General features: G+C 44.8%; 18 protein-coding genes. 3 read left to right on the top strand and 15 right to left on the bottom strand.

Features of this window, described 5'->3' with window-relative positions; genetic code table 11:
• Positions 1-286: 286 nt before the first annotated feature.
• The 6 genes from C232_RS0109160 to C232_RS0109135 all read right to left on the bottom strand — a co-directional run bounded on the left by C232_RS0109160 (position 287) and on the right by C232_RS0109135 (position 8,245).
• Complete coding sequence (locus C232_RS0109160; protein WP_018663587.1) at positions 287-1,567, bottom strand: MFS transporter; 1,281 nt, start codon at positions 1,565-1,567, stop codon at positions 287-289.
• A gap of 274 nt (positions 1,568-1,841) precedes the next feature.
• Complete coding sequence (locus C232_RS0109155; RefSeq protein WP_018663586.1) at positions 1,842-2,297, bottom strand: staygreen family protein; 456 nt, start codon at positions 2,295-2,297, stop codon at positions 1,842-1,844.
• Between the two features lie 45 nt (positions 2,298-2,342).
• Positions 2,343-3,110 carry a hypothetical protein gene (locus C232_RS0109150; protein WP_018663584.1) on the bottom strand — a complete coding sequence of 256 codons (768 nt, stop codon included), beginning with the start codon at positions 3,108-3,110 and terminating at the stop codon, positions 2,343-2,345.
• A 118-nt stretch (positions 3,111-3,228) separates the two neighbouring features.
• The gene (gene parC, locus C232_RS0109145; RefSeq protein WP_018663581.1) at positions 3,229-5,673 is read right to left on the bottom strand and encodes a DNA topoisomerase IV subunit A; all 2,445 of its coding nucleotides are present in this window, start codon (positions 5,671-5,673) and stop codon (positions 3,229-3,231) included.
• Entirely contained in the window at positions 5,670-7,649 is a 1,980-nt protein-coding gene (parE, locus tag C232_RS0109140) for a DNA topoisomerase IV subunit B (RefSeq protein WP_018663579.1), read from the bottom strand. Before parE ends, parC begins: the two co-directional genes overlap by 4 nt.
• 182 nt (positions 7,650-7,831) lie before the next feature.
• Complete coding sequence (locus C232_RS0109135; RefSeq protein WP_018663577.1) at positions 7,832-8,245, bottom strand: CoA-binding protein; 414 nt, start codon at positions 8,243-8,245, stop codon at positions 7,832-7,834.
• A 215-nt stretch (positions 8,246-8,460) separates the two neighbouring features.
• Between C232_RS0109135 and plsY the strand changes: the two genes are divergently transcribed.
• Together plsY and C232_RS0109125 are read left to right on the top strand one after the other, a co-directional pair.
• Positions 8,461-9,060, top strand: a complete 600-nt coding sequence (gene plsY / locus C232_RS0109130; protein ID WP_018663575.1) for a glycerol-3-phosphate 1-O-acyltransferase PlsY — start codon at positions 8,461-8,463, stop codon at positions 9,058-9,060.
• A gap of 98 nt (positions 9,061-9,158) precedes the next feature.
• Positions 9,159-9,452 (top strand): HesB/YadR/YfhF family protein, encoded by a 294-nt coding sequence (locus C232_RS0109125; protein WP_018663574.1) that lies wholly within the window; start codon positions 9,159-9,161, stop codon positions 9,450-9,452.
• 55 nt (positions 9,453-9,507) lie between these two features.
• Here C232_RS0109125 and C232_RS0109120 read toward each other — a convergent pair whose 3' ends face one another.
• From C232_RS0109120 to acnA, 7 genes are all read right to left on the bottom strand, one after another.
• Complete coding sequence (locus tag C232_RS0109120) at positions 9,508-9,813, bottom strand: hypothetical protein (RefSeq protein ID WP_018663571.1); 306 nt, start codon at positions 9,811-9,813, stop codon at positions 9,508-9,510.
• 5 nt (positions 9,814-9,818) lie between these two features.
• Positions 9,819-10,241 carry an acyl-CoA thioesterase gene (locus tag C232_RS0109115; RefSeq protein ID WP_018663569.1) on the bottom strand — a complete coding sequence of 141 codons (423 nt, stop codon included), beginning with the start codon at positions 10,239-10,241 and terminating at the stop codon, positions 9,819-9,821.
• Between the two features lie 187 nt (positions 10,242-10,428).
• Positions 10,429-10,659, bottom strand: coding sequence for a small acid-soluble spore protein Tlp (gene tlp / locus C232_RS0109110; protein WP_018663567.1), 231 nt, complete (start codon positions 10,657-10,659; stop codon positions 10,429-10,431).
• Between the two features lie 28 nt (positions 10,660-10,687).
• Entirely contained in the window at positions 10,688-10,837 is a 150-nt protein-coding gene (locus C232_RS0109105; protein WP_018663565.1) for an acid-soluble spore protein N, read from the bottom strand.
• A 60-nt stretch (positions 10,838-10,897) separates the two neighbouring features.
• Positions 10,898-11,032 (bottom strand): FbpB family small basic protein, encoded by a 135-nt coding sequence (locus tag C232_RS19390; RefSeq protein ID WP_018663563.1) that lies wholly within the window; start codon positions 11,030-11,032, stop codon positions 10,898-10,900.
• A 201-nt stretch (positions 11,033-11,233) separates the two neighbouring features.
• Positions 11,234-11,827, bottom strand: coding sequence for a redoxin domain-containing protein (locus C232_RS19095; protein ID WP_169338748.1), 594 nt, complete (start codon positions 11,825-11,827; stop codon positions 11,234-11,236).
• Positions 11,828-11,936: 109 nt separating this feature from the next.
• Positions 11,937-14,666, bottom strand: coding sequence for an aconitate hydratase AcnA (gene acnA, locus C232_RS0109085; protein ID WP_018663557.1), 2,730 nt, complete (start codon positions 14,664-14,666; stop codon positions 11,937-11,939).
• 255 nt (positions 14,667-14,921) lie between these two features.
• On the opposite strand from acnA, the gene sspO reads away from it, so the two are divergent.
• On the top strand, positions 14,922-15,071 hold the full coding sequence (sspO, locus tag C232_RS0109080) for a small acid-soluble spore protein O (protein ID WP_018663554.1): 150 nt from the start codon (positions 14,922-14,924) through the stop codon (positions 15,069-15,071).
• Between the two features lie 141 nt (positions 15,072-15,212).
• On the opposite strand, the gene C232_RS0109075 is transcribed toward sspO, so the two are convergent.
• Together C232_RS0109075 and C232_RS0109070 are read right to left on the bottom strand one after the other, a co-directional pair.
• A complete protein-coding gene (locus tag C232_RS0109075; protein ID WP_018663553.1) occupies positions 15,213-16,457 on the bottom strand; it encodes an aminopeptidase in 1,245 nt (414 codons plus the stop codon).
• 118 nt (positions 16,458-16,575) lie between these two features.
• Positions 16,576-17,706, bottom strand: coding sequence for an MGDG synthase family glycosyltransferase (locus C232_RS0109070; protein ID WP_018663551.1), 1,131 nt, complete (start codon positions 17,704-17,706; stop codon positions 16,576-16,578).
• Positions 17,707-17,764: the final 58 nt, after the last annotated feature.

The raw sequence follows: 17,764 nt of genomic DNA, 5'->3' as shown, positions 1-17,764 counted from the left end.
TTTTACTAATTTTTCATTGCTTTTTCTAAGCCCTAACCCGGTTAGGTTAAATAATTACGCTTGAGAATCAGACACACAACGAAAATCCAACAATGCGCCAAGAATAGCCATGATCATCAACTGGTTGGGTCACGCTTTAGTCTGTATACCTTCTATCTCCTCAAACCCGTTTTGAATTTGCTTACTATACTTTCAGTTTATAAGATTCTCAACTATGAGTAAATCATTTGTTCTTTAATTTTGAAAAACGTGGTTCATTCACATAAGAAGTTTTTTAATTCTAACATCAAAGATTTTGCCCGCCGAGAACGTTTGCTTCCGCGTGCTTTTCCTGAATCATCAAGACACCAATAATTCCAAATAGCGAAAAGAAAGCCGGGATGATAAATCCGTAGTGGTAGCCGGCAAGCATCGACACCGCGTGAAAATGGTCCAACACTTTCCCGAAAATACTCGGCAGCAGAACCGCACTTAAAAACCCGCCAGTATTGGCAAAGCCGGAGACAACACCGACTTCCCTGACATCGAACGAATGGCGGACAACCGCAAACGTGAGCGCACTTGCCCCGTTTCCATAACCGATAATAAAAAACAACAATACGACAAGAAATAATGGCGGTTTCCCGCTGCTCATCATAAATACAGACCATGCAAAGAAAATTGCAGCCTGAACAACTATGTAGGGGCGCTTCCGCGATTTCATTCTACCGGCAATCCAACTTGTAACGGGTGCGCCAATAATCGCCCCAATCAAACCGATCATAATTAATTGGCTGGCGCCGGAACGAGACATCCCAAGTATTTCCATCCCATACGGCACTGCCCAGGAACCGATAAAGCCGACATATGTACCGACAATCCCAAAGTGGCATAAAAAGGTTGCCCATGCCTGCCTGCTCGTAAATACCCGCTGTAAAACAGCAGCTGCTTTTTCATGATTTATTTCTTTCTTTGGGCTTGATTTCTGCCGATTTGGCCCGTTTTCTTCCCATTTCTTTGGAATTCGAACCAACACGGCATAAAGCATAGCAGCACAAAATAAAAGGGTAATTCCCATTACGAAAAACGGATGCCGCCATCCTGACGCTGAGATCCACGCAGTTAAAGGAACCGTTGCCAATAGGGAACCGACACTGCCTGCCATGCCAGCATATCCGATCAGCCCGACAAACTCTTTCACATAAAACCACTGGCTCAAGATCAGGACAAGATTAATCCATATTGTCGCATCACCCATTCCTGTCAACAGGCGGGATAGGAATAATACTGCTTCATTCGGCGCAATGCTGTACAAAAATGTCCCGGCACCGTTGAACAATGTGCCTACAATCAAAAAAATATTTGGCCCAAACCGGTCGGATAATACCCCGATTGGAATTTGCAATCCGGCATATGCCAAAAATTGCATCCCTGTCAGTAACCCAATTGCTGCAGCCGTAATATGAAAATCGCTCATTAACCGGTCTGGAATCAACCCCGGTGCCGTCCTCTGGCTTACAATGATCATATACGAAAATAGCACTGCAGCAAAAACAACCCATCTGTACTTACTTCTTTGTTTTTCCAATTTTTCTCTTCTCCCATTTACCATTGTGCTTTTATTATAAACGAATTTTTTTCATTGAGGTTCCTTTTTGACCTATTGTTTCTCAATTTTTCTGAATCCTGAAAGATTTCGTTGCACACCTAACGAACTAAATATAATATTTTATTAGTCAAATATTATCAATAATTAAATTAGCACAAACCTTGATAGTAGATTGACGTTTCCAACTCAGAAAAAATGTTTTTTTCATACATACTTTTTCTCAAAATAAAAACTCCCCATCAAGGGAGCTTTTTTAAGCCAAATACTGCCTCGGTGTCCCGAAATCCAGGCACTGCTGCAGTTCTTTGATATTGGAACGGAATTCGATCCGGATCGGGGCATCGAGAAGCAGCGGATAGTAATGGAGAAAATCCCGGTCACCATGAAAGATTGCCGATAGTAATTTTGGCAGTTCTTTTTTGAAAATGAGTGATCTTACTTGGGCAAGGGTTCTTTCCTCTTCGCTGCATGACAGGTCTATTGTCCCCAGCAGCATAAATTCTCCGAGGATCGTTTTCCATTCTGCTTTCAGAAAATCCTGCTTGCTTGTGTTCATCGTGCCAATGGCAAAACGATTTCCGACGGCCGCAAATATATCTCCGGTGATTGCTGAATAGGTTGCCGTATATTTTCTGCCTTGTAACGGGAAATGAGCGGAAACCGGCGGTATGAAAGAAACGGATAATTGATTCTGAACGGGTAACATCATACTGCATTCCCCCTACAGCTCTTTTCAATATGATATGATACTTGCCTAAGAAGTGTGCGGCCGCTGCCATTTTGCGTTTATCAGCTGCCATTTGCCGTCTTCAAAGTACCAGGTTGACACGACAGTACCAAGCCGGTCTGCATGATAGGCCCCGCTGACTTGCTGGTAACCGGTCAATCCGAAGCCTTTTTTGCCTTTCACTTTTTGCGGCTTATAGACCGCGACAGGATCAATCATTAATTCCAGCGGTTCATTCAGCGTCCCATCATGCTGGTAGATACCAAGCCGGATATAGTCGTCTTTCCGTTTCCGTAAATCGATGAAATAAGTGGACTTTGTATCTTCCATTCTCAAACTTGCCGCAAACACGTCCTCAAACTTACCGGCCAGTTTCAGTGCAGGCGGTAATGGAAGGCTTTTTCCAACGCCTCCGCTGAAAGTATCCAGCCGGTACCGGATTATTCCGCCGCTTCCGCCGCTTTCGCTAAAACCGAGCACATCTTTGACGCCATCATGATTCAGATCAACAAACTGTAATGCAGGTTCATAACCCGGTTCATAATCAATTCGGAAAGCTTTGCCGTCTGATGTGGATATATCCGCCCGGATCTTTTTCAAATAACGGCCGCGTTTTTCAAACGGCATACCTTTCAGCACAATTGAATCTTTTTTGCCATCGCCTGTGATGTCCTCATCATAATGATGAATGCTTGCATCCTTCATTTGCGCCTGTTCACCTGCATAGGTGATGGCAACCGTACTCATGGACATAAACAAAAAAGCGAGCAATGCCAATACATATTCGCGTTTCATACAAATCCACCCCTGCATCTTGTGTTAATTTTAGGATGTACAGGATAATACGTTTCTATGTAATCATTGGCTGAAGATGAAAAAAGTGTCTGCCTGTTTACGGCAAACACTTTTTTCATTAACTTTCATCCGTTGTATCTTTTTCCTTCTCTTCGGCCCAAACTTCAATTACTTCACCATTTTCGCTTTCATCCAAAACAAAAGATCCGTTTGAATAGCGATCGTTATCGCGCAGATGTTGCATCGCAATTTCCTCAAGATGGTCTTTTGCTGTATGGATCCAAACGGTGTCCGTATCATCTATAATTTCCACGCCCGCAACCCGGTGCGGATGGGCTTTCAACTCGCGCAGCATCACAACACCGCGTTTGGCACGGCTTGCTTTTTCAAATTCGGACAACCTCATTTTCTTCACAGCGCCCCTTTGCGTTGCGATAAAAATTTTATTTTTGTCCGGGTTTTCAATGACTTTGCCGCCGATCAACCGGTCGCCGTCTTTTAAATTCATGCCTTTTACGCCGGATGCACGCTGGCCGACCACATTGATTTCTTCTTCGCTGAACAACAGGCCGTAACCGTATTTCGTAGCCAAAAAGACGTCCTTTGTACCGTCCGTCATATGGACATCTATGACTTCATCATCCCCTTTTAAATGAATCGCAACCAGCGCTTTTGAATAACGCTGTGCCTGGTAATGATGCAATTCCGTCTTCTTTGCCATCCCGTTTTTTGTAAAGAACAAGATGAATTGCGGCAGCTTGAAGTCTTCAACCGGCAGCACTTTCATGATTTCTTCATCACGCTCAATCGGCACAATATTTGCGATATGCTGGCCGAGGTCTTTCCAGCGGATATCCGGTAATTCATGGACCGGCATATAAATATAATTTCCTTTATTGGTAAACAGCAGCACCACGTTTACCGTATTCAACTGCTGCATAAAGAGCAGGCGGTCTCTGTCTTTGATGGATAGGTCGCGCCCGTTTGATGCGGTATAGGAGCGGATGCTTGTCCGTTTTACATAACCTGCTTTTGTAACGGTGACGATCACATCTTCATTCGGAACCATGGCCTCAAGATTGATTTTTAACTCCTGAATTTCTGCCTCAATCGCCGTTCTTCTTGCGTCCGCGTATTTTTTCCGGATCTCTTTTAATTCTTTTATGATGACTGACTGCAGCTTTTTATCACTGGATAAAATGGCCGTATAGTCCTTAATTCTTTTCTCCAGCTCTTCGAATTCCTGCTGCAGGGTGGTGATATCTGTATTTGTCAAGCGGTACAATTGCAGGGAAACAATCGCTTCGGCCTGCGGTTCCGTAAAGCCGAACCCGGCCATGATGTTTGCTTTTGCGTCCCGTTTGTCTTTTGATGCCCGGATGGCCGCAATCACTTCATCTAAAATTGACAAAGCCTTCATCAGCCCATCGACAATATGCTTCCTGTCGCGCGCTTTTTTGAGGTCAAATTCAGTTCGTTTCGTGACGACTTCTTTCTGGTGCGTAATATAGGCATCCAGCAATTCCCTTAAACCCATCAGCTGCGGACGCCGGTTATGGATGGCTACCATATTGAAATTATAGGATACTTGCAGATCAGTATTTTTAAACAAATAATTCAGCACGCTGTTTGCATCGGCATCTTTTTTCAGTTCAATGACGATGCGCAGGCCTGTCCGGTCCGTCTCGTCGCGGACTTCCGACATGCCTTCGACTTTGCGGTCAATGCGGAATTCATCCATTTTTTTAACCAGATTGGCTTTGTTGACTTCGTAAGGGATTTCCGTGATGACGATCTGCTGGCGGCCGCCGCGCATATCTTCAATGGCGGTTTTGCCTCTGACCACCATTTTCCCTTTACCGGTTTTGTATGCTTTTTTAATGCCTTCGACGCCCTGGATGATGCCGCCTGTTGGAAAATCAGGCCCCTTTATGACGGCCATTAAATCTTCAATCGTACAGTCCGGGTTTTCAATCCGCATAATCGCGCCGTCAATGATTTCGCCCAAATTATGGGGCGGGATGTCAGTTGCATAGCCGGCTGAAATACCGGTTGAACCGTTCACAAGCAGATTAGGAAATCTTGCAGGCAAGACGGTTGGCTCATTGGCCGTATCATCAAAATTCGGGATGAAGTGAACCGTTTCTTTATCAATATCATGAAGGAGTTCAGCTGCAATCGGGGATAATCTTGCTTCTGTATACCGCATGGCCGCGGCCGGGTCGCCGTCGATGCTGCCGTTATTTCCGTGCATTTCAATCAGGACGCTGCGCAATTTCCAGTCCTGGCTCATCCGCACCATTGCTTCATAAACAGAAGAGTCGCCGTGCGGATGGTAATTGCCGATGACATTGCCGACTGTTTTAGCAGATTTTCTGAAGTTTTTTTCTGCCGTATTGCCTTCCATATGCATGGCATACAGGATCCGCCTTTGCACCGGCTTCAACCCGTCTCTGGCATCCGGAAGGGCACGGTCTTGAATGATGTATTTGCTGTAGCGCCCAAAACGGTCGCCAAGCACCTCTTCTAAAGGCAAATCCTGAAAGCGTTCTGCCATTGTCATTCGTTCATGTCCCCTTCCTCAACCATTAAATTCTCATTGTCTAAAATATTGGAGTCGTCTTCCAAACCAAATGCGACATGATGCTCGATCCATTGGCGCCTCGGCTCCACTTTATCGCCCATCAAGGTCGTAATTCTTCGTTCCGCCCGGGCCGCATCATCAATCCGCACACGAATCAATGTGCGGGTCTCCGGATTCATCGTCGTTTCCCACAACTGGTCGGCGTTCATTTCGCCAAGCCCTTTGTAGCGCTGCAAAATATAACCGCGCCCGACTTTTTTAATCGTTTCATCCAATTCATTTTCCGTCCAGGCATATTCGATGATTTCCTTTTTGCCGGTACCTTTAGAGACTTTAAAAAGCGGCGGCAGTGCGATATACACTTTGCCTGCTTCAATCAGCGGCTTCATGTAACGGTAAAAGAAAGTCAATAACAGCACCTGGATATGGGCGCCGTCCGTATCAGCATCGGTCATGATGATGACTTTATCATAATTGGCATCATCCAGATTGAATTCCGGGCCGACCCCTGCGCCAATGGTGTAAATAATCGTGTTGATCTCTTCGTTTTTTAAAATATCCTGGAGTTTCGCTTTTTCAGTGTTGATGACTTTTCCGCGCAACGGGAGCACGGCCTGGAATTTGCGGTCACGCCCCTGTTTTGCCGAGCCGCCCGCAGAGTCTCCTTCAACCAGATACAATTCATTGCGCCGCGGGTTGCGGCTTTGTGCCGGCGTTAATTTTCCCGATAAGGTGGTTTCTGATTTTTTCCTTTTTTTGCCGCTTCTGGCTTCCTCGCGCGCTTTGCGGGCAGCTTCCCGTGCCTGCGAAGCTTTTACGGCTTTTTTGATTAAAATACTGCTCGTTTCCGGATTTTCCTCCAAAAAATAGGCAAGGTGCTCAGATACAATCGTGTCGACCGCTGAACGGGCTTCGCTGGTTCCGAGTTTTCCTTTCGTCTGCCCTTCAAACTGCAGCAGTTCTTCCGGAATGCGGACTGACACAATGGCCGATAACCCTTCGCGGATGTCTGTCCCCTCTAAATTTTTATCGCGTTCTTTCAGGATGCCGACTTTACGCGCATAATCATTCACGACACGCGTCAAGGCCGTTTTTGCCCCCGCTTCATGGGTGCCGCCGTCTTTTGTGCGGACATTGTTCACAAACGAAAGGATGTTTTCCGAAAATCCGTCATTGAATTGAAAAGCAAACTCTGCTTCGATTCCGTTTGTTTCGCCTTCAATAAAAACAACAGGATGCAGCACTTCTTTTCCCTCGTTCAAATACGCAACAAATGCCTCGATCCCATTTTCATAATGGAAAACGTCTTTTTGGCCGTAGCGTTCATCCGTTATTTCAATTTTTAAATCTTTCAGCAAAAACGCTGATTCGCGTAAACGTTCGCATAATGTATCGTAATTGTAAGTGATTGTACTGAAAACCGCCGGATCCGGTTTAAAGTGGATCGTTGTCCCGGTTTGGTTGGTTTTGCCGACTTTTTCAAGTGTCGTTTCCGGCTTGCCGCCATGGTGGAAACGCTGTTCGTACACATAACCATCACGGTTAATTGTTACTGTCAGCCATTCTGACAAGGCGTTTACAACCGATGCGCCGACACCGTGCAGACCGCCGCTCGTTTTATAGCCGCCCTGGCCGAATTTTCCGCCGGCATGGAGTACCGTTAAGATGATTTCCGTTGTTGGTTTGCCGAGCTTGTGAATCCCGACCGGCATGCCGCGCCCGAAATCCTGAACGCTAATGCTGTTGTCTTTATGTATCTTGACGATGATACGGCTGCCAAAACCGGATAATGCTTCATCGACAGCATTGTCGACAATTTCATAGACAAGATGGTGGAGGCCGCGTGCATCGGTTGAGCCAATATACATGCCCGGCCTTTTTCTTACTGCCTCCAGCCCTTCAAGTACCTGGATGGCATCATCATTATATTCCAAAGTATTTTGTTTCTTTGCCACATATATTCCCCTTTCAATCACCAAGAACCACTCTGACCAGAGAGAGAACAAACACTCGTTCCTATTATAGCATACTTCTTCAAAACGTCTAATACCCATTGTAACGGTAAAATCAAAATTGTAAATATAGAAAAGCAAGCGCCCTTTAACGGAAACGCCTGCTTCTTAGCCGCGGATGCAAATTATTTTGTCAGCGCATGTTCGACTTTTATACAGCGGTTCATCACCACAGTATAACCTTTCTGCTTCAAAAATTGGTACGCTTCTTCATTTTCAATTCCGAGCTGTGCCCAAAATACATCTGCATCTATTTCATCAAATTCTTTTGCAATCTGCGGCAAATATTCGGAACGCCTGAACACATCGACAATATCCACATGCCCTTGAATATCCTTTAATGAAGGTACCGCCTTGACGCCTAAAATTTCATCTGCCTTCGGATTCACCGGAATGATTTCATAACCGGCTTTTTGCATCGCTTCTGAAACCATATATGAAGTTCTTTCCGGGTTATTGCTCAAACCTACAACAGCAATGCGTTTTGCCTTTTTTAAAATGTTTTTGATCTCTTCTCTGCTTGGATTTTCGATTGCCATATCAAAATCCTCCTTCTGTAGTTGACCATAATTTTTCTACTCCTACTATACATTCGATTCCTGTGCTGCTTTCTCCTGCTTTTACCGGCCGGTGCACTTTTGCATACTGCAGGGGAGCAGTTTGTTTAAAAATATTTTTTCTTTCCATGCGGAACATGCTACAATAAGCTTAGCAACTTTTCCGCATGATTATTGGAACGCAAGGGGTTTTGAACATGTATATTGTTTTAGTGCTTATTTTAGCTTACCTGATCGGCTCGATTCCTTCCGGCTTGATCATTGGGAAGCTTTTTTACGGAATCGATATCCGGGAACAAGGGAGCGGAAATCTGGGGGCGACCAATACATTCCGGGTCCTGGGAACCAAGGCCGGCAGTGTTGTGATGGCGGCTGACATTTTAAAGGGAACGCTGGCAACCCTTTTACCTGCCTTCTTTGGTTTGGATCATACCTTGCATCCGCTGCTCGTCGGACTGGTTGCAGTGATCGGCCACATCTTCCCCATATTTGCAAAATTCCGGGGCGGCAAAGCCGTTGCAACTTCTGCTGGCGTTGTCCTCGCATACCAATGGCCATTATTTATTTTGATTATTATCGTCTTTTTGGTCACGTTAAAAATCAGCAAGTATGTGTCACTGTCGTCCATTTCTGCCGCTATTTTTGCAGTTCTGTACACTTTGGTCTATATGATAGCCACACATGATTGGCCGCTGTTTGTTATCATCCTGGCACTGTCTTCTTTTGTACTATACCGCCATAAAGCGAATATCAAACGGATCAGGGAAAAAACAGAGCCAAAAGTAACCTGGCTGTAATATCACACTCTTTCTGTCAGGTTCAATATTTAGTCAAATGCACCGCCATTGTTTTATAATGAAGAGGGTTGAAAGTGACAGATGGAGGGAATATTGGCATGAGAATTTACATAAGTGATGAGGCTGCAGATTGGTTTAAAGAAGAAATGCAGCTGGACGATGGTGAAGCCGTGCGTTTTTTTGTCAAATACGGCGGTTCTTCCCCCGTGCAGCAGGGATTTTCGCTCGGCGTCCGCAAAGATGTGCCGGATGACCCGGCCGCTGCGGTTGAACGGCATGGCCATACTTTTTTTGTGGAAAGTGCGGATGTATGGTACTTTGATGACCATGATTTATATATCGGCTATGATGCGAAACGGGACGAGCCAACTTATGATTATAAGAAACATTAGCCTAAACCGGCTGCCTGGATTCAGGTTTAAAACCCATGAATCCGGCAACCGGTTTTTATTGTAAAAATTTGTGCGGAACAAATGATAATTGTCCTTCTTTTTCTAAAACTTCCCGCTGCTTATTTCCGAAAAGGTCAAAATGGCTGTAGCCGTCTTTGCGGATATGGATCCATTCTTTCCGCAATTCGTAACGGGCGCCCCATCCCGCAAGTCTGCCCAAATCGTTGCAGCCGACCTTAGTGACAGACTTTGCCTCCGGAAAACGATCATCCAGCCAAAAATGGGTTAAAAATGCAATTTCTCCGCGATCAATCGCATCCTTCCATGCTTTCAATTGTGTCCGGCTGATGCCAAATGCCAAGAAAATCACCTCTGTTTTTTTGCTTTTTCGTAAGCTTCATGCCAATCCGGGTACTGTCTGCGGATTGAAATGGGGCGGAAGGTATCTTTCCGGACACAAACATGCCTGGATACAGCAGTAACTGCCAGTTCCCCGCTTTCCGTATAAATTTCATACCCGTAACTTACGCGCAGGCCGTCATATTCTTCGATCCAGGTTTTTACGGTTGCGGTTTCCCCGTAGCGCGCCGGTTTTTTATAAGAAATTTGAATATCTATGACAGGGGAAATAATACCGTCTTTTTCCATATCGGCATACTTAAACCCCAGATCTTCAACGAGTTTGGTGCGCCCCACTTCCATCCAGACCAGGTAATTGGCATGGTAAACCACCCCCATTTGGTCGGTTTCGGCGTATCTTACGGTAATTTTTGATTCTGATACTTGCATATTGCCCACCTCTTTATGTACATACAGTCAATATGATTATTTTATCATAAACATTCGATTTGCACCCCGCAATACGCTTATGTCCGCCAAAAAGCCGGGGCCCGGGATCAAGAGGGAAAATTTTGGTTTCGACTTGAAAACCAATCCAAATTCCATTCATCACCAGCTCCGGCTTGGATGATTTGCGTTATTGTTTTTTCTGGTAAGCGGCTTCGTCCTTGATTTCGTTTCTCATCGCTTCAAGGCTGTCGCGGCGCCGATCATTTTTTTCATTGATCTGTTCAATTTGCGTTTCATCGCTGGTATAAGCCATAGATTCCTCGGCTTTTTCCATATTTTCAATCGTATTGTGCACCATGTTCTGCAGCTTTTCGACATTATCGCTGCGGTCATCCGGTTTTGGCTGGTTTGTTGCCATGTCCTTCTCCTCCTTCAGGCTGAATAACTTACTCCCCTTTTGTCTGGATCACTTGTGCATGTTCCCCCGAACGGTCCTGCATTTTTTTCCCATTATTGCCGGAAAATCCGCGCGGTTGAGTGCCCAGATGATCCGGAGTAAAGTATTTGCTTTTTTTATTCGGATTTCCCAATTTCATCCCCTCCTCCTTAAACAGTTTTACCGGATGGAGAGGAGTTTATGAGCACATGGCAGTGGGTTATTCTGCTAATTTCATGGCATGCTTTTGCTCTAATCGTTCTTCAATTTGCATGATTGCTTCCCTGTCCCGCATTAATGCCTGTTTGTTTTCGGCCACCAAGTCTGAAAATGTCTTTTTGTTGGTTTTTCTCATGTTTGCCCGCTCCTTTGAACGTATTTTCATTTAGTATGGACAAATAAAAGAAATATTATAAATTTATTTTGAACATTTTCAAGAACGAAAACTTTATCCCAAACTAACGGGCGGCCGGATGCTGTCACAGAAGACGTTGCAACAAAGATGTTGCTTTTCTTACTTCGTTCATCAAGCGGCATCCCCTTGCTGATGGGAGTTTCACTTTTGTCCTGTATTACGCCACTTTTTCAATTGCCTGTCTGTTAATTGGCCGATCTGAATATCCAGGATTTTGCCGTTTTCATCCAGCAAATACGTGGTCGGGAGTGCCATCACGTTATAGGCATGGCTTGTTTCCTGGTTTTTGTCTAACAGCACCGGGAATGTCAAACCGTAGTTTTTGGCAAATCGTTTGACATCCGCACCCGTATCCAGATTAACGGCGATGACGGTAAATTCAGACTGGTGTTTTTTGTAAAATTGTTCGAGCATCGGCATCTCTTTTTTACAGGGCGGGCACCATGTCGCCCAAAAATTGAGCAATACTTTCTTGCCTTTAAAATCAGACAAACGAATCGTTTTTTGGTTAAGGCCTTGTAAGGAAAATCCAGGAGCGGCAGTCCCTTTTACAAGCGTTGGCGGGGGTTCTTCAGTTTCACTTTGAAGGGTATGTTCGTAAAGTTTTTCTAAGCTGTCCTGTTCTTTTGCAGCTGCTGTCGCTTCTTTCGTCTGATGAACACGCACGGCTTGTACAACCGCAAGCGATAACAGCAGGACAATCAGGAAAATTCCCGCTAAATTTAATTTTTTCATTACTGAGATCCTCCGGCTTCTTTTTGCCATTATTTTATGTAAAAACGGGAAAAATAGAAGCGGGATGGAAAAAGCTGTGATCAAAAGATCACAGCTTTTTTTCAAACGACTATTTCGTCTGTACTTCATCCTTTGACTGCAGTCTTCCGCGCAGCACCATTTGCAGGATGCCGCCGTGGCGGTAGTACTCGATTTCTACTTCGGAGTCGAACCGGACGAGCGCTTCAAATTCTACTTTGGCGCCTGTTTCATTGGTTGCGGTGACTTTTACCCAATCATGTGGTTTGACGGTTTCATCAATTTGAACATCAAATGTTTCTTTGCCTGTTAAGCCAAGTGTTTCGGCATTTTCGCCTTTTTTAAACTGCAGCGGAAGCACGCCCATCAACACAAGGTTTGAGCGGTGAATCCGTTCGAAACTTTCTGCAATGACGGTTTTAATGCCAAGCAGGTTTGTACCTTTTGCCGCCCAGTCACGGGAAGAACCCATGCCGTAATCTTTGCCGGCAAGAATCGCGAGCCCTGTACCGTTTTCTTTGTATTTCATTGCCGCATCATAGATAGATGTCACTTCATTGTCCGGCCAGTAAGTCGTGTAGCCGCCCTCTGTACCCGGTGCGATTTGATTACGGATCCGGATATTTGCAAATGTGCCGCGCATCATCACTTCATGGTTGCCGCGGCGCGATCCGTATGAGTTGAAATCACGCGGTTGAACGCCTTTTCCCTGCAGGTATTTCCCTGCCGGCGTATTTTTGCCGATTGCCCCGGCCGGTGAAATATGGTCAGTTGTCACAGAGTCGCCGAATTTGCCAATGACGCGCAAATTTGTTAAAGGCTTGACTTGGCCGGGTTTTGGAGACAAATGTTCAAAAAACGGCGGGTTTTGAATATATGTCGATTCTGTATCCCAATTGTAAAGCGGTTCATCACTTGTTTCGATTGCATTCCAGCGTTTATTGTCGCTGAAAACATGCTCATATTGCTTGCGGAACAGTTCAGGTGTCACCACTTGTTTCACTGCTGCATTGATTTCATCCTGGGCAGGCCAGATGTCTTTCAAATAGACATCATTGCCAAACTTGTCTTTCCCAATCGGGTCATTGTTTAAATCGGTGTTGACCGTGCCGGCTAATGCATAAGCAACCACGAGCGGCGGTGAAGCCAGATAGTTTGCTTTTACAAGCGGATGGATACGGCCTTCAAAATTGCGGTTTCCTGACAGGACAGATGTCACCAGCAGATCATTGTCCGCAATCGTTTTTTCTATTTCTTCTTTTAATGGCCCCGAGTTTCCGATACAGGTGGTACAGCCGTAGCCGACAAGGTTAAACCCGAGTTTTTCGAGGTACGGCATTAAACCGGAATCATTCAAATAGCCTGTAACGACTTTCGAACCGGGTGCCAGTGAAGTTTTCACGTATTTCGGCACTTCAAGGCCTTTTTCGACTGCTTTTTTGGCCAATAGACCGGCACCAAGCATCACGTACGGGTTTGAAGTGTTCGTACAGCTGGTGATCGCAGCAATGGCAACCGCACCGGTTTTAATTGGAGTCGTTTCGCCGTTATGAAAATGAATGACAGCTTCTTTGTCCAATTCTTTTGCTTCCAGGCCGAATCCCTGGTTGCCGGCCGGAGCTGTAATCGCGCTTTGGAAAGCAGATTGCATTTTCGAGAGCGGAATTAAATCCTGCGGGCGTTTCGGTCCGGAAAGGTTTGCTTCAATTTCGGACAAGTCCAGTTCGAGCACATCAGTATAAACCGGATCTTCTTTATCCGGCGTAAAGAACATGCCATTTTCTTTTAAGTAGGCTTCCACTAAAGCAACATGGTCTTCGCTGCGCCCGGTTAAGCGCAAATAGGCGAGTGATTCGTCATCAACCGGGAAAAATCCGCATGTTGCACCATATTCAGGCGCCATGTTTGCAATCGTTGCACGATCTGCAAGCGGCAATGTGGAAACACCCGGTCCGAAGAATTCGACAAATTTGCCGACTACCCCTTTTTGGCGGAGCATCTGTGTCACTTTTAATGCAAGGTCAGTCGCGGTCGCGCCGTTTGGCAGGGAACCGGTCAGTTTAACGCCAATGACTTCCGGAATCGGGAAGTAGGAAGGCTGTCCGAGCATGCCGGCTTCTGCTTCAATCCCGCCGACACCCCAGCCAAGTACACCGAGGCCGTTGATCATCGTCGTATGGGAGTCTGTTCCGACAAGGGTATCCGGATATGCTTCATACTCGCCGTTTTCCGTTTCTTTTTCATGGACCACACTGGCCAGGTATTCAAGGTTCACCTGGTGGACAATTCCGGTTGCAGGCGGGACAGCGCGGTAGTTATCAAATGCTTTTTGCGCCCAGTTCAAAAACTGGTAACGTTCTGCATTCCGTTTAAATTCAAAATCCATATTGACTTGCAAAGCATCCGCCGTTCCATATTTATCAACCTGCACCGAGTGGTCGATGACAAGGTCAACCGGAATTTCCGGATTAATTTTGTCAGGATTTCCGCCCAAATCGGCCATTGCCTTGCGCAGGGAAGCAAGGTCAACGACTGCCGGCACGCCGGTAAAGTCCTGCAAAATCACGCGGGACGGCTTGAATGGGACTTCTTTATCCCTGGCCTCATCCGATCCCCATTTTGCCAAATCTTCCACATGCTCTTTCGTAATGACACGCCCATCCATTTGGCGGAGTACCGATTCGAGTAATACCTTAATGGAATACGGCAGGCGTGCTACGTTAGCGACCCCTGCGTCCTGCAATGCCGTTAAACGGTAGTAGTGATAGCGTTTCCCTTTTAATTCAAAAGAAGACCGCGCTTGAAAGACATCGTTGTTCATGTCTTCTCCCCCTTTTTTCAAAGATTCGTGTTTTATCAAGTTAATAGAAAAACAAAATGATTCATAAAAAAATCTTCACATTTTCATCATATTACATTATGCGACATAAGTAAATAACAATAATGTTATTGCAATTGATAAGTTTTGTTTATAACACTTTTGATTCAGAACATGAAAATTTTATCCCTCTTCCGTTTCCAACATGATTTTCCGCTTTTGAAACATACTAAAGCAGAAACAAGGGGGTGAAAAAACATGGCGAGGCAAAAAGCGAACCATATCCGCCCGGGAATGAATGCAGCAAAGGCCCAGGGAAAAGGTGCGGGCTATAACGAAGAAGTTTCCAACGAACCACTAACTGAAAAAGAAAAGCAATTTAATAAAAAACGCAAAAAAAATCAATAAGACAAAAAAAGAAATCAGCGAAAAAAGCTGATTTCTTTTCAATTTTTCAGAAACCTGACACCAATATATTTTTTATATATAGCAATGATATTTTCTCCTGTAACCTTAAACGAGTGATAACAGCGCGGGCGGAAAGTCCCGTTAAAATGCCCAGTCACCGTTGCGGAAGACCGGCATAACTGTTCCATCTTTTTTAATCCCGTCGATATTCATTTTTGCGGAACCAATCATGAAATCGACATGGATAGGCGATGTATTCATGCCATGTTTCAGCAGTTCTTCTTCACTCATTTTCGTTCCGCCTTGAATTGTGGTTGGATATGCTGCGCCAATCGCCAGGTGGTTGGATGCATTCTCATCAAATAGCGTATTGTAAAACGTAATCCCGGATTGCGAGATCGGTGACGGATCAGGAACTAACGCGACTTCACCCAAACCTGTGCCGCCCTCATTTTCAAACACAACCTTTCTGATGGCTTTCTCACCCTTTTCAGCGGAAATATCGACTATTTTTCCATCTTTGAAATGGACTTCAATGCCTTCAATCAGGGTGCCAGCATAGCTCAATGGTTTTGTGCTGCGGACTACGCCTTCCATCCGGTGTGTGTCCGGTGCCGTAAAGACTTCTTCCGTCGGCATATTGGCAATGAATTCGACGCCTTTAGGGTCAACGCTTCCCCCGCTCGCCCAAATATGGTTTTCCGGCAGGCCTAATGTCAAGTCGGTGCCCGGTGCCGTATAATGCAGCGCGTCCAATTGAATTTCGTTTAATTTTGCAGCCTTTTCATCCAATGTTTGTTTATGTTTGTCCCAGGCAGCAACCGGATCTTCCTCATAAACACGGCAGGTTTTAAAAATTTGGTCCCATAAAGCATCCACTTGAGCTTCGGATGTTTTAAGATCCGGGAACACGGCAGCAGCCCAGCCGGCACCCGCAGCAGCTGCAACAGTCCATTTGATGTCATCATTTTGCGTCGCAACCATCTGCGCCCGGAATGCTTTGCTGGTCGCTTTTTGGTAAGCAGCAACTTTGGCCGGATCCGCTTCATTTAAAAGGCCGGGATCACTTGATAATATGGATAGGCGGCTGACTTTGTGATTCAGCACATGATCTTCGGTTTCGGCGATTTTATAATCCGGAATGTCTGTTAAAATTGCTTCCGGCTGGTGGAGATAATTTTGCTTGATGATTTCATCGTCGTGCCAAACCACAATGACTTTTTCCGCTCCCAAAGCATACGCTTCTTTAACGACGAAGCGGGCTAACGGCGCCTGGTCAACATTGATCGTCATTTTCACCCAGTCACCTGGTTGAACGTTTATGCCTTTTGCCACTAATAGCTTTGCATACTTTTGTAAATTTTCTTCAAAATTTGGCAGTGCCATTTTTGTTTCCCTCCATATCCTGTATTTTATAACGGGCGCAATCTAAGTATGGATCACCTGACTATTTTATACAATTCAATATTATACCAGAAGTTGGGAATCTTTGGTGAAACTTGGCTCATGGCCGGCTGCCCGTTAAAATTTCAGCGATTAATTCTGATGATGGTGTTGGATGGAGCTGATGATGAAATTTTGCCACCTGAAGCTGGTACTTGTTGAAACCATCCCGATCCTGGAGAATCGAAAGAATTTGTTTATAAAGGTTTCCCTTTTTTAAAGGAAATACAAGACCTGCTTCTTGTAAGTGCTGGAGATTAATTTCTTCCTGCCCGGGCAAAGCATCGTATATCACGATAGGTTTGCGTTTAAACAGGCTTTCACTAATGGTTGCACCACCTGGTTTTGTCAAAATCGCGTCGGCCTGATCATAAAGGTCATTCATTTCTTTTCTGCAGCTAATATAGGGAAAAGGAATAATATGAGGCTTGTTTAATCCCTTTATCTTTTCGTATAAATCTGTATTTTTACCACAAAGCACATAAAAATGAATCGGTTGGGAAGAACGGGACTCTTTAAGCTGTTCGATGATTTCATCTACTCTCCCAACCCCCATACTGCCGCCCGAAATCAGGACAGAATATAGCGGTTTCTTTTTATAGACGGGCTGTAACTGTTTGATGATGTTTGAATGAATGGGAATCCCGGTAATGAAGATTTTTTCATCGTCTATTCCTCTCTGTATCAGATAGGACTTCATCTGCCCGGTGGGGACAAAGTGAAAATCAATATGGTCCAATCCCCAAAAAAGATGGATAAAATAATCCGTATACACATTGACTACCGGAGTTTTTATCTCCTTTCTCTTTTTCATACAGTTAAGCATATAAGATGGCAAAGCATGCGTACAAATAATCAAATCCGGTTGTTTTTCTTCTATCAGCTTTTTCATAAAAGGCAAAAATAACCATTCATATATACGATAACGCTTATTTTTCTCAAAATTTCTGTACACAGCATGTTGATAGACCGCATGGTACAGGGCTGGAAATGTATGGATCCATTTCAGGTAAAGATGAGATACCACTTTTTCCATTTTCCCGTAGCTGTAGCTCAGAATATCGACTTTATCGCATGTAATAGCAGAGTCTATTTCCAACATTCCATCCGCTATCGCATGTGCAACCTGGTGATGGCCGGATGGAATTTGTAAAAATGGCAGAAATAAAACAGACTTCGTTTGTTTTTGCATAACGCACCTCTGTATCGCTTTGTCTGATCTTCCATCCTAAATTAAAATTGGAATGAAT

It is taken from the genome of Heyndrickxia acidiproducens DSM 23148, from assembly GCF_000374345.1.
In the GTDB taxonomy this organism is placed as follows: Bacteria; Bacillota; Bacilli; order Bacillales; family Bacillaceae_C; genus Weizmannia; species Weizmannia acidiproducens.
Note: the sequence above shows the minus strand (reverse complement) of the source record. Positions and strands in the feature narration are given on the sequence as shown.

What these genes read in the sequence shown, in the direction of transcription:
- C232_RS0109125 (WP_018663574.1), top strand. Translation starts at nt 9,159, where the DNA reads ATGAGAATTTACATAAGTGATGAGGCTGCAGATTGGTTTAAAGAAGAA.
- C232_RS0109115 (WP_018663569.1), bottom strand. Translation starts at nt 10,241, where the DNA reads ATGCAAGTATCAGAATCAAAAATTACCGTAAGATACGCCGAAACCGAC.
- acnA (WP_018663557.1), bottom strand. Translation starts at nt 14,666, where the DNA reads ATGAACAACGATGTCTTTCAAGCGCGGTCTTCTTTTGAATTAAAAGGG.
- C232_RS0109075 (WP_018663553.1), bottom strand. Translation starts at nt 16,457, where the DNA reads ATGGCACTGCCAAATTTTGAAGAAAATTTACAAAAGTATGCAAAGCTA.
- plsY (WP_018663575.1), top strand. Translation starts at nt 8,461, where the DNA reads ATGTATATTGTTTTAGTGCTTATTTTAGCTTACCTGATCGGCTCGATT.
- C232_RS0109135 (WP_018663577.1), bottom strand. Translation starts at nt 8,245, where the DNA reads ATGGCAATCGAAAATCCAAGCAGAGAAGAGATCAAAAACATTTTAAAA.
- sspO (WP_018663554.1), top strand. Translation starts at nt 14,922, where the DNA reads ATGGCGAGGCAAAAAGCGAACCATATCCGCCCGGGAATGAATGCAGCA.
- C232_RS0109150 (WP_018663584.1), bottom strand. Translation starts at nt 3,110, where the DNA reads ATGAAACGCGAATATGTATTGGCATTGCTCGCTTTTTTGTTTATGTCC.
- C232_RS0109105 (WP_018663565.1), bottom strand. Translation starts at nt 10,837, where the DNA reads ATGAAATTGGGAAATCCGAATAAAAAAAGCAAATACTTTACTCCGGAT.
- C232_RS19095 (WP_169338748.1), bottom strand. Translation starts at nt 11,827, where the DNA reads ATGAAAAAATTAAATTTAGCGGGAATTTTCCTGATTGTCCTGCTGTTA.
- tlp (WP_018663567.1), bottom strand. Translation starts at nt 10,659, where the DNA reads ATGGCAACAAACCAGCCAAAACCGGATGACCGCAGCGATAATGTCGAA.
- C232_RS0109155 (WP_018663586.1), bottom strand. Translation starts at nt 2,297, where the DNA reads ATGATGTTACCCGTTCAGAATCAATTATCCGTTTCTTTCATACCGCCG.
- C232_RS0109070 (WP_018663551.1), bottom strand. Translation starts at nt 17,706, where the DNA reads ATGCAAAAACAAACGAAGTCTGTTTTATTTCTGCCATTTTTACAAATT.
- parC (WP_018663581.1), bottom strand. Translation starts at nt 5,673, where the DNA reads ATGACAATGGCAGAACGCTTTCAGGATTTGCCTTTAGAAGAGGTGCTT.
- C232_RS19390 (WP_018663563.1), bottom strand. Translation starts at nt 11,032, where the DNA reads ATGAGAAAAACCAACAAAAAGACATTTTCAGACTTGGTGGCCGAAAAC.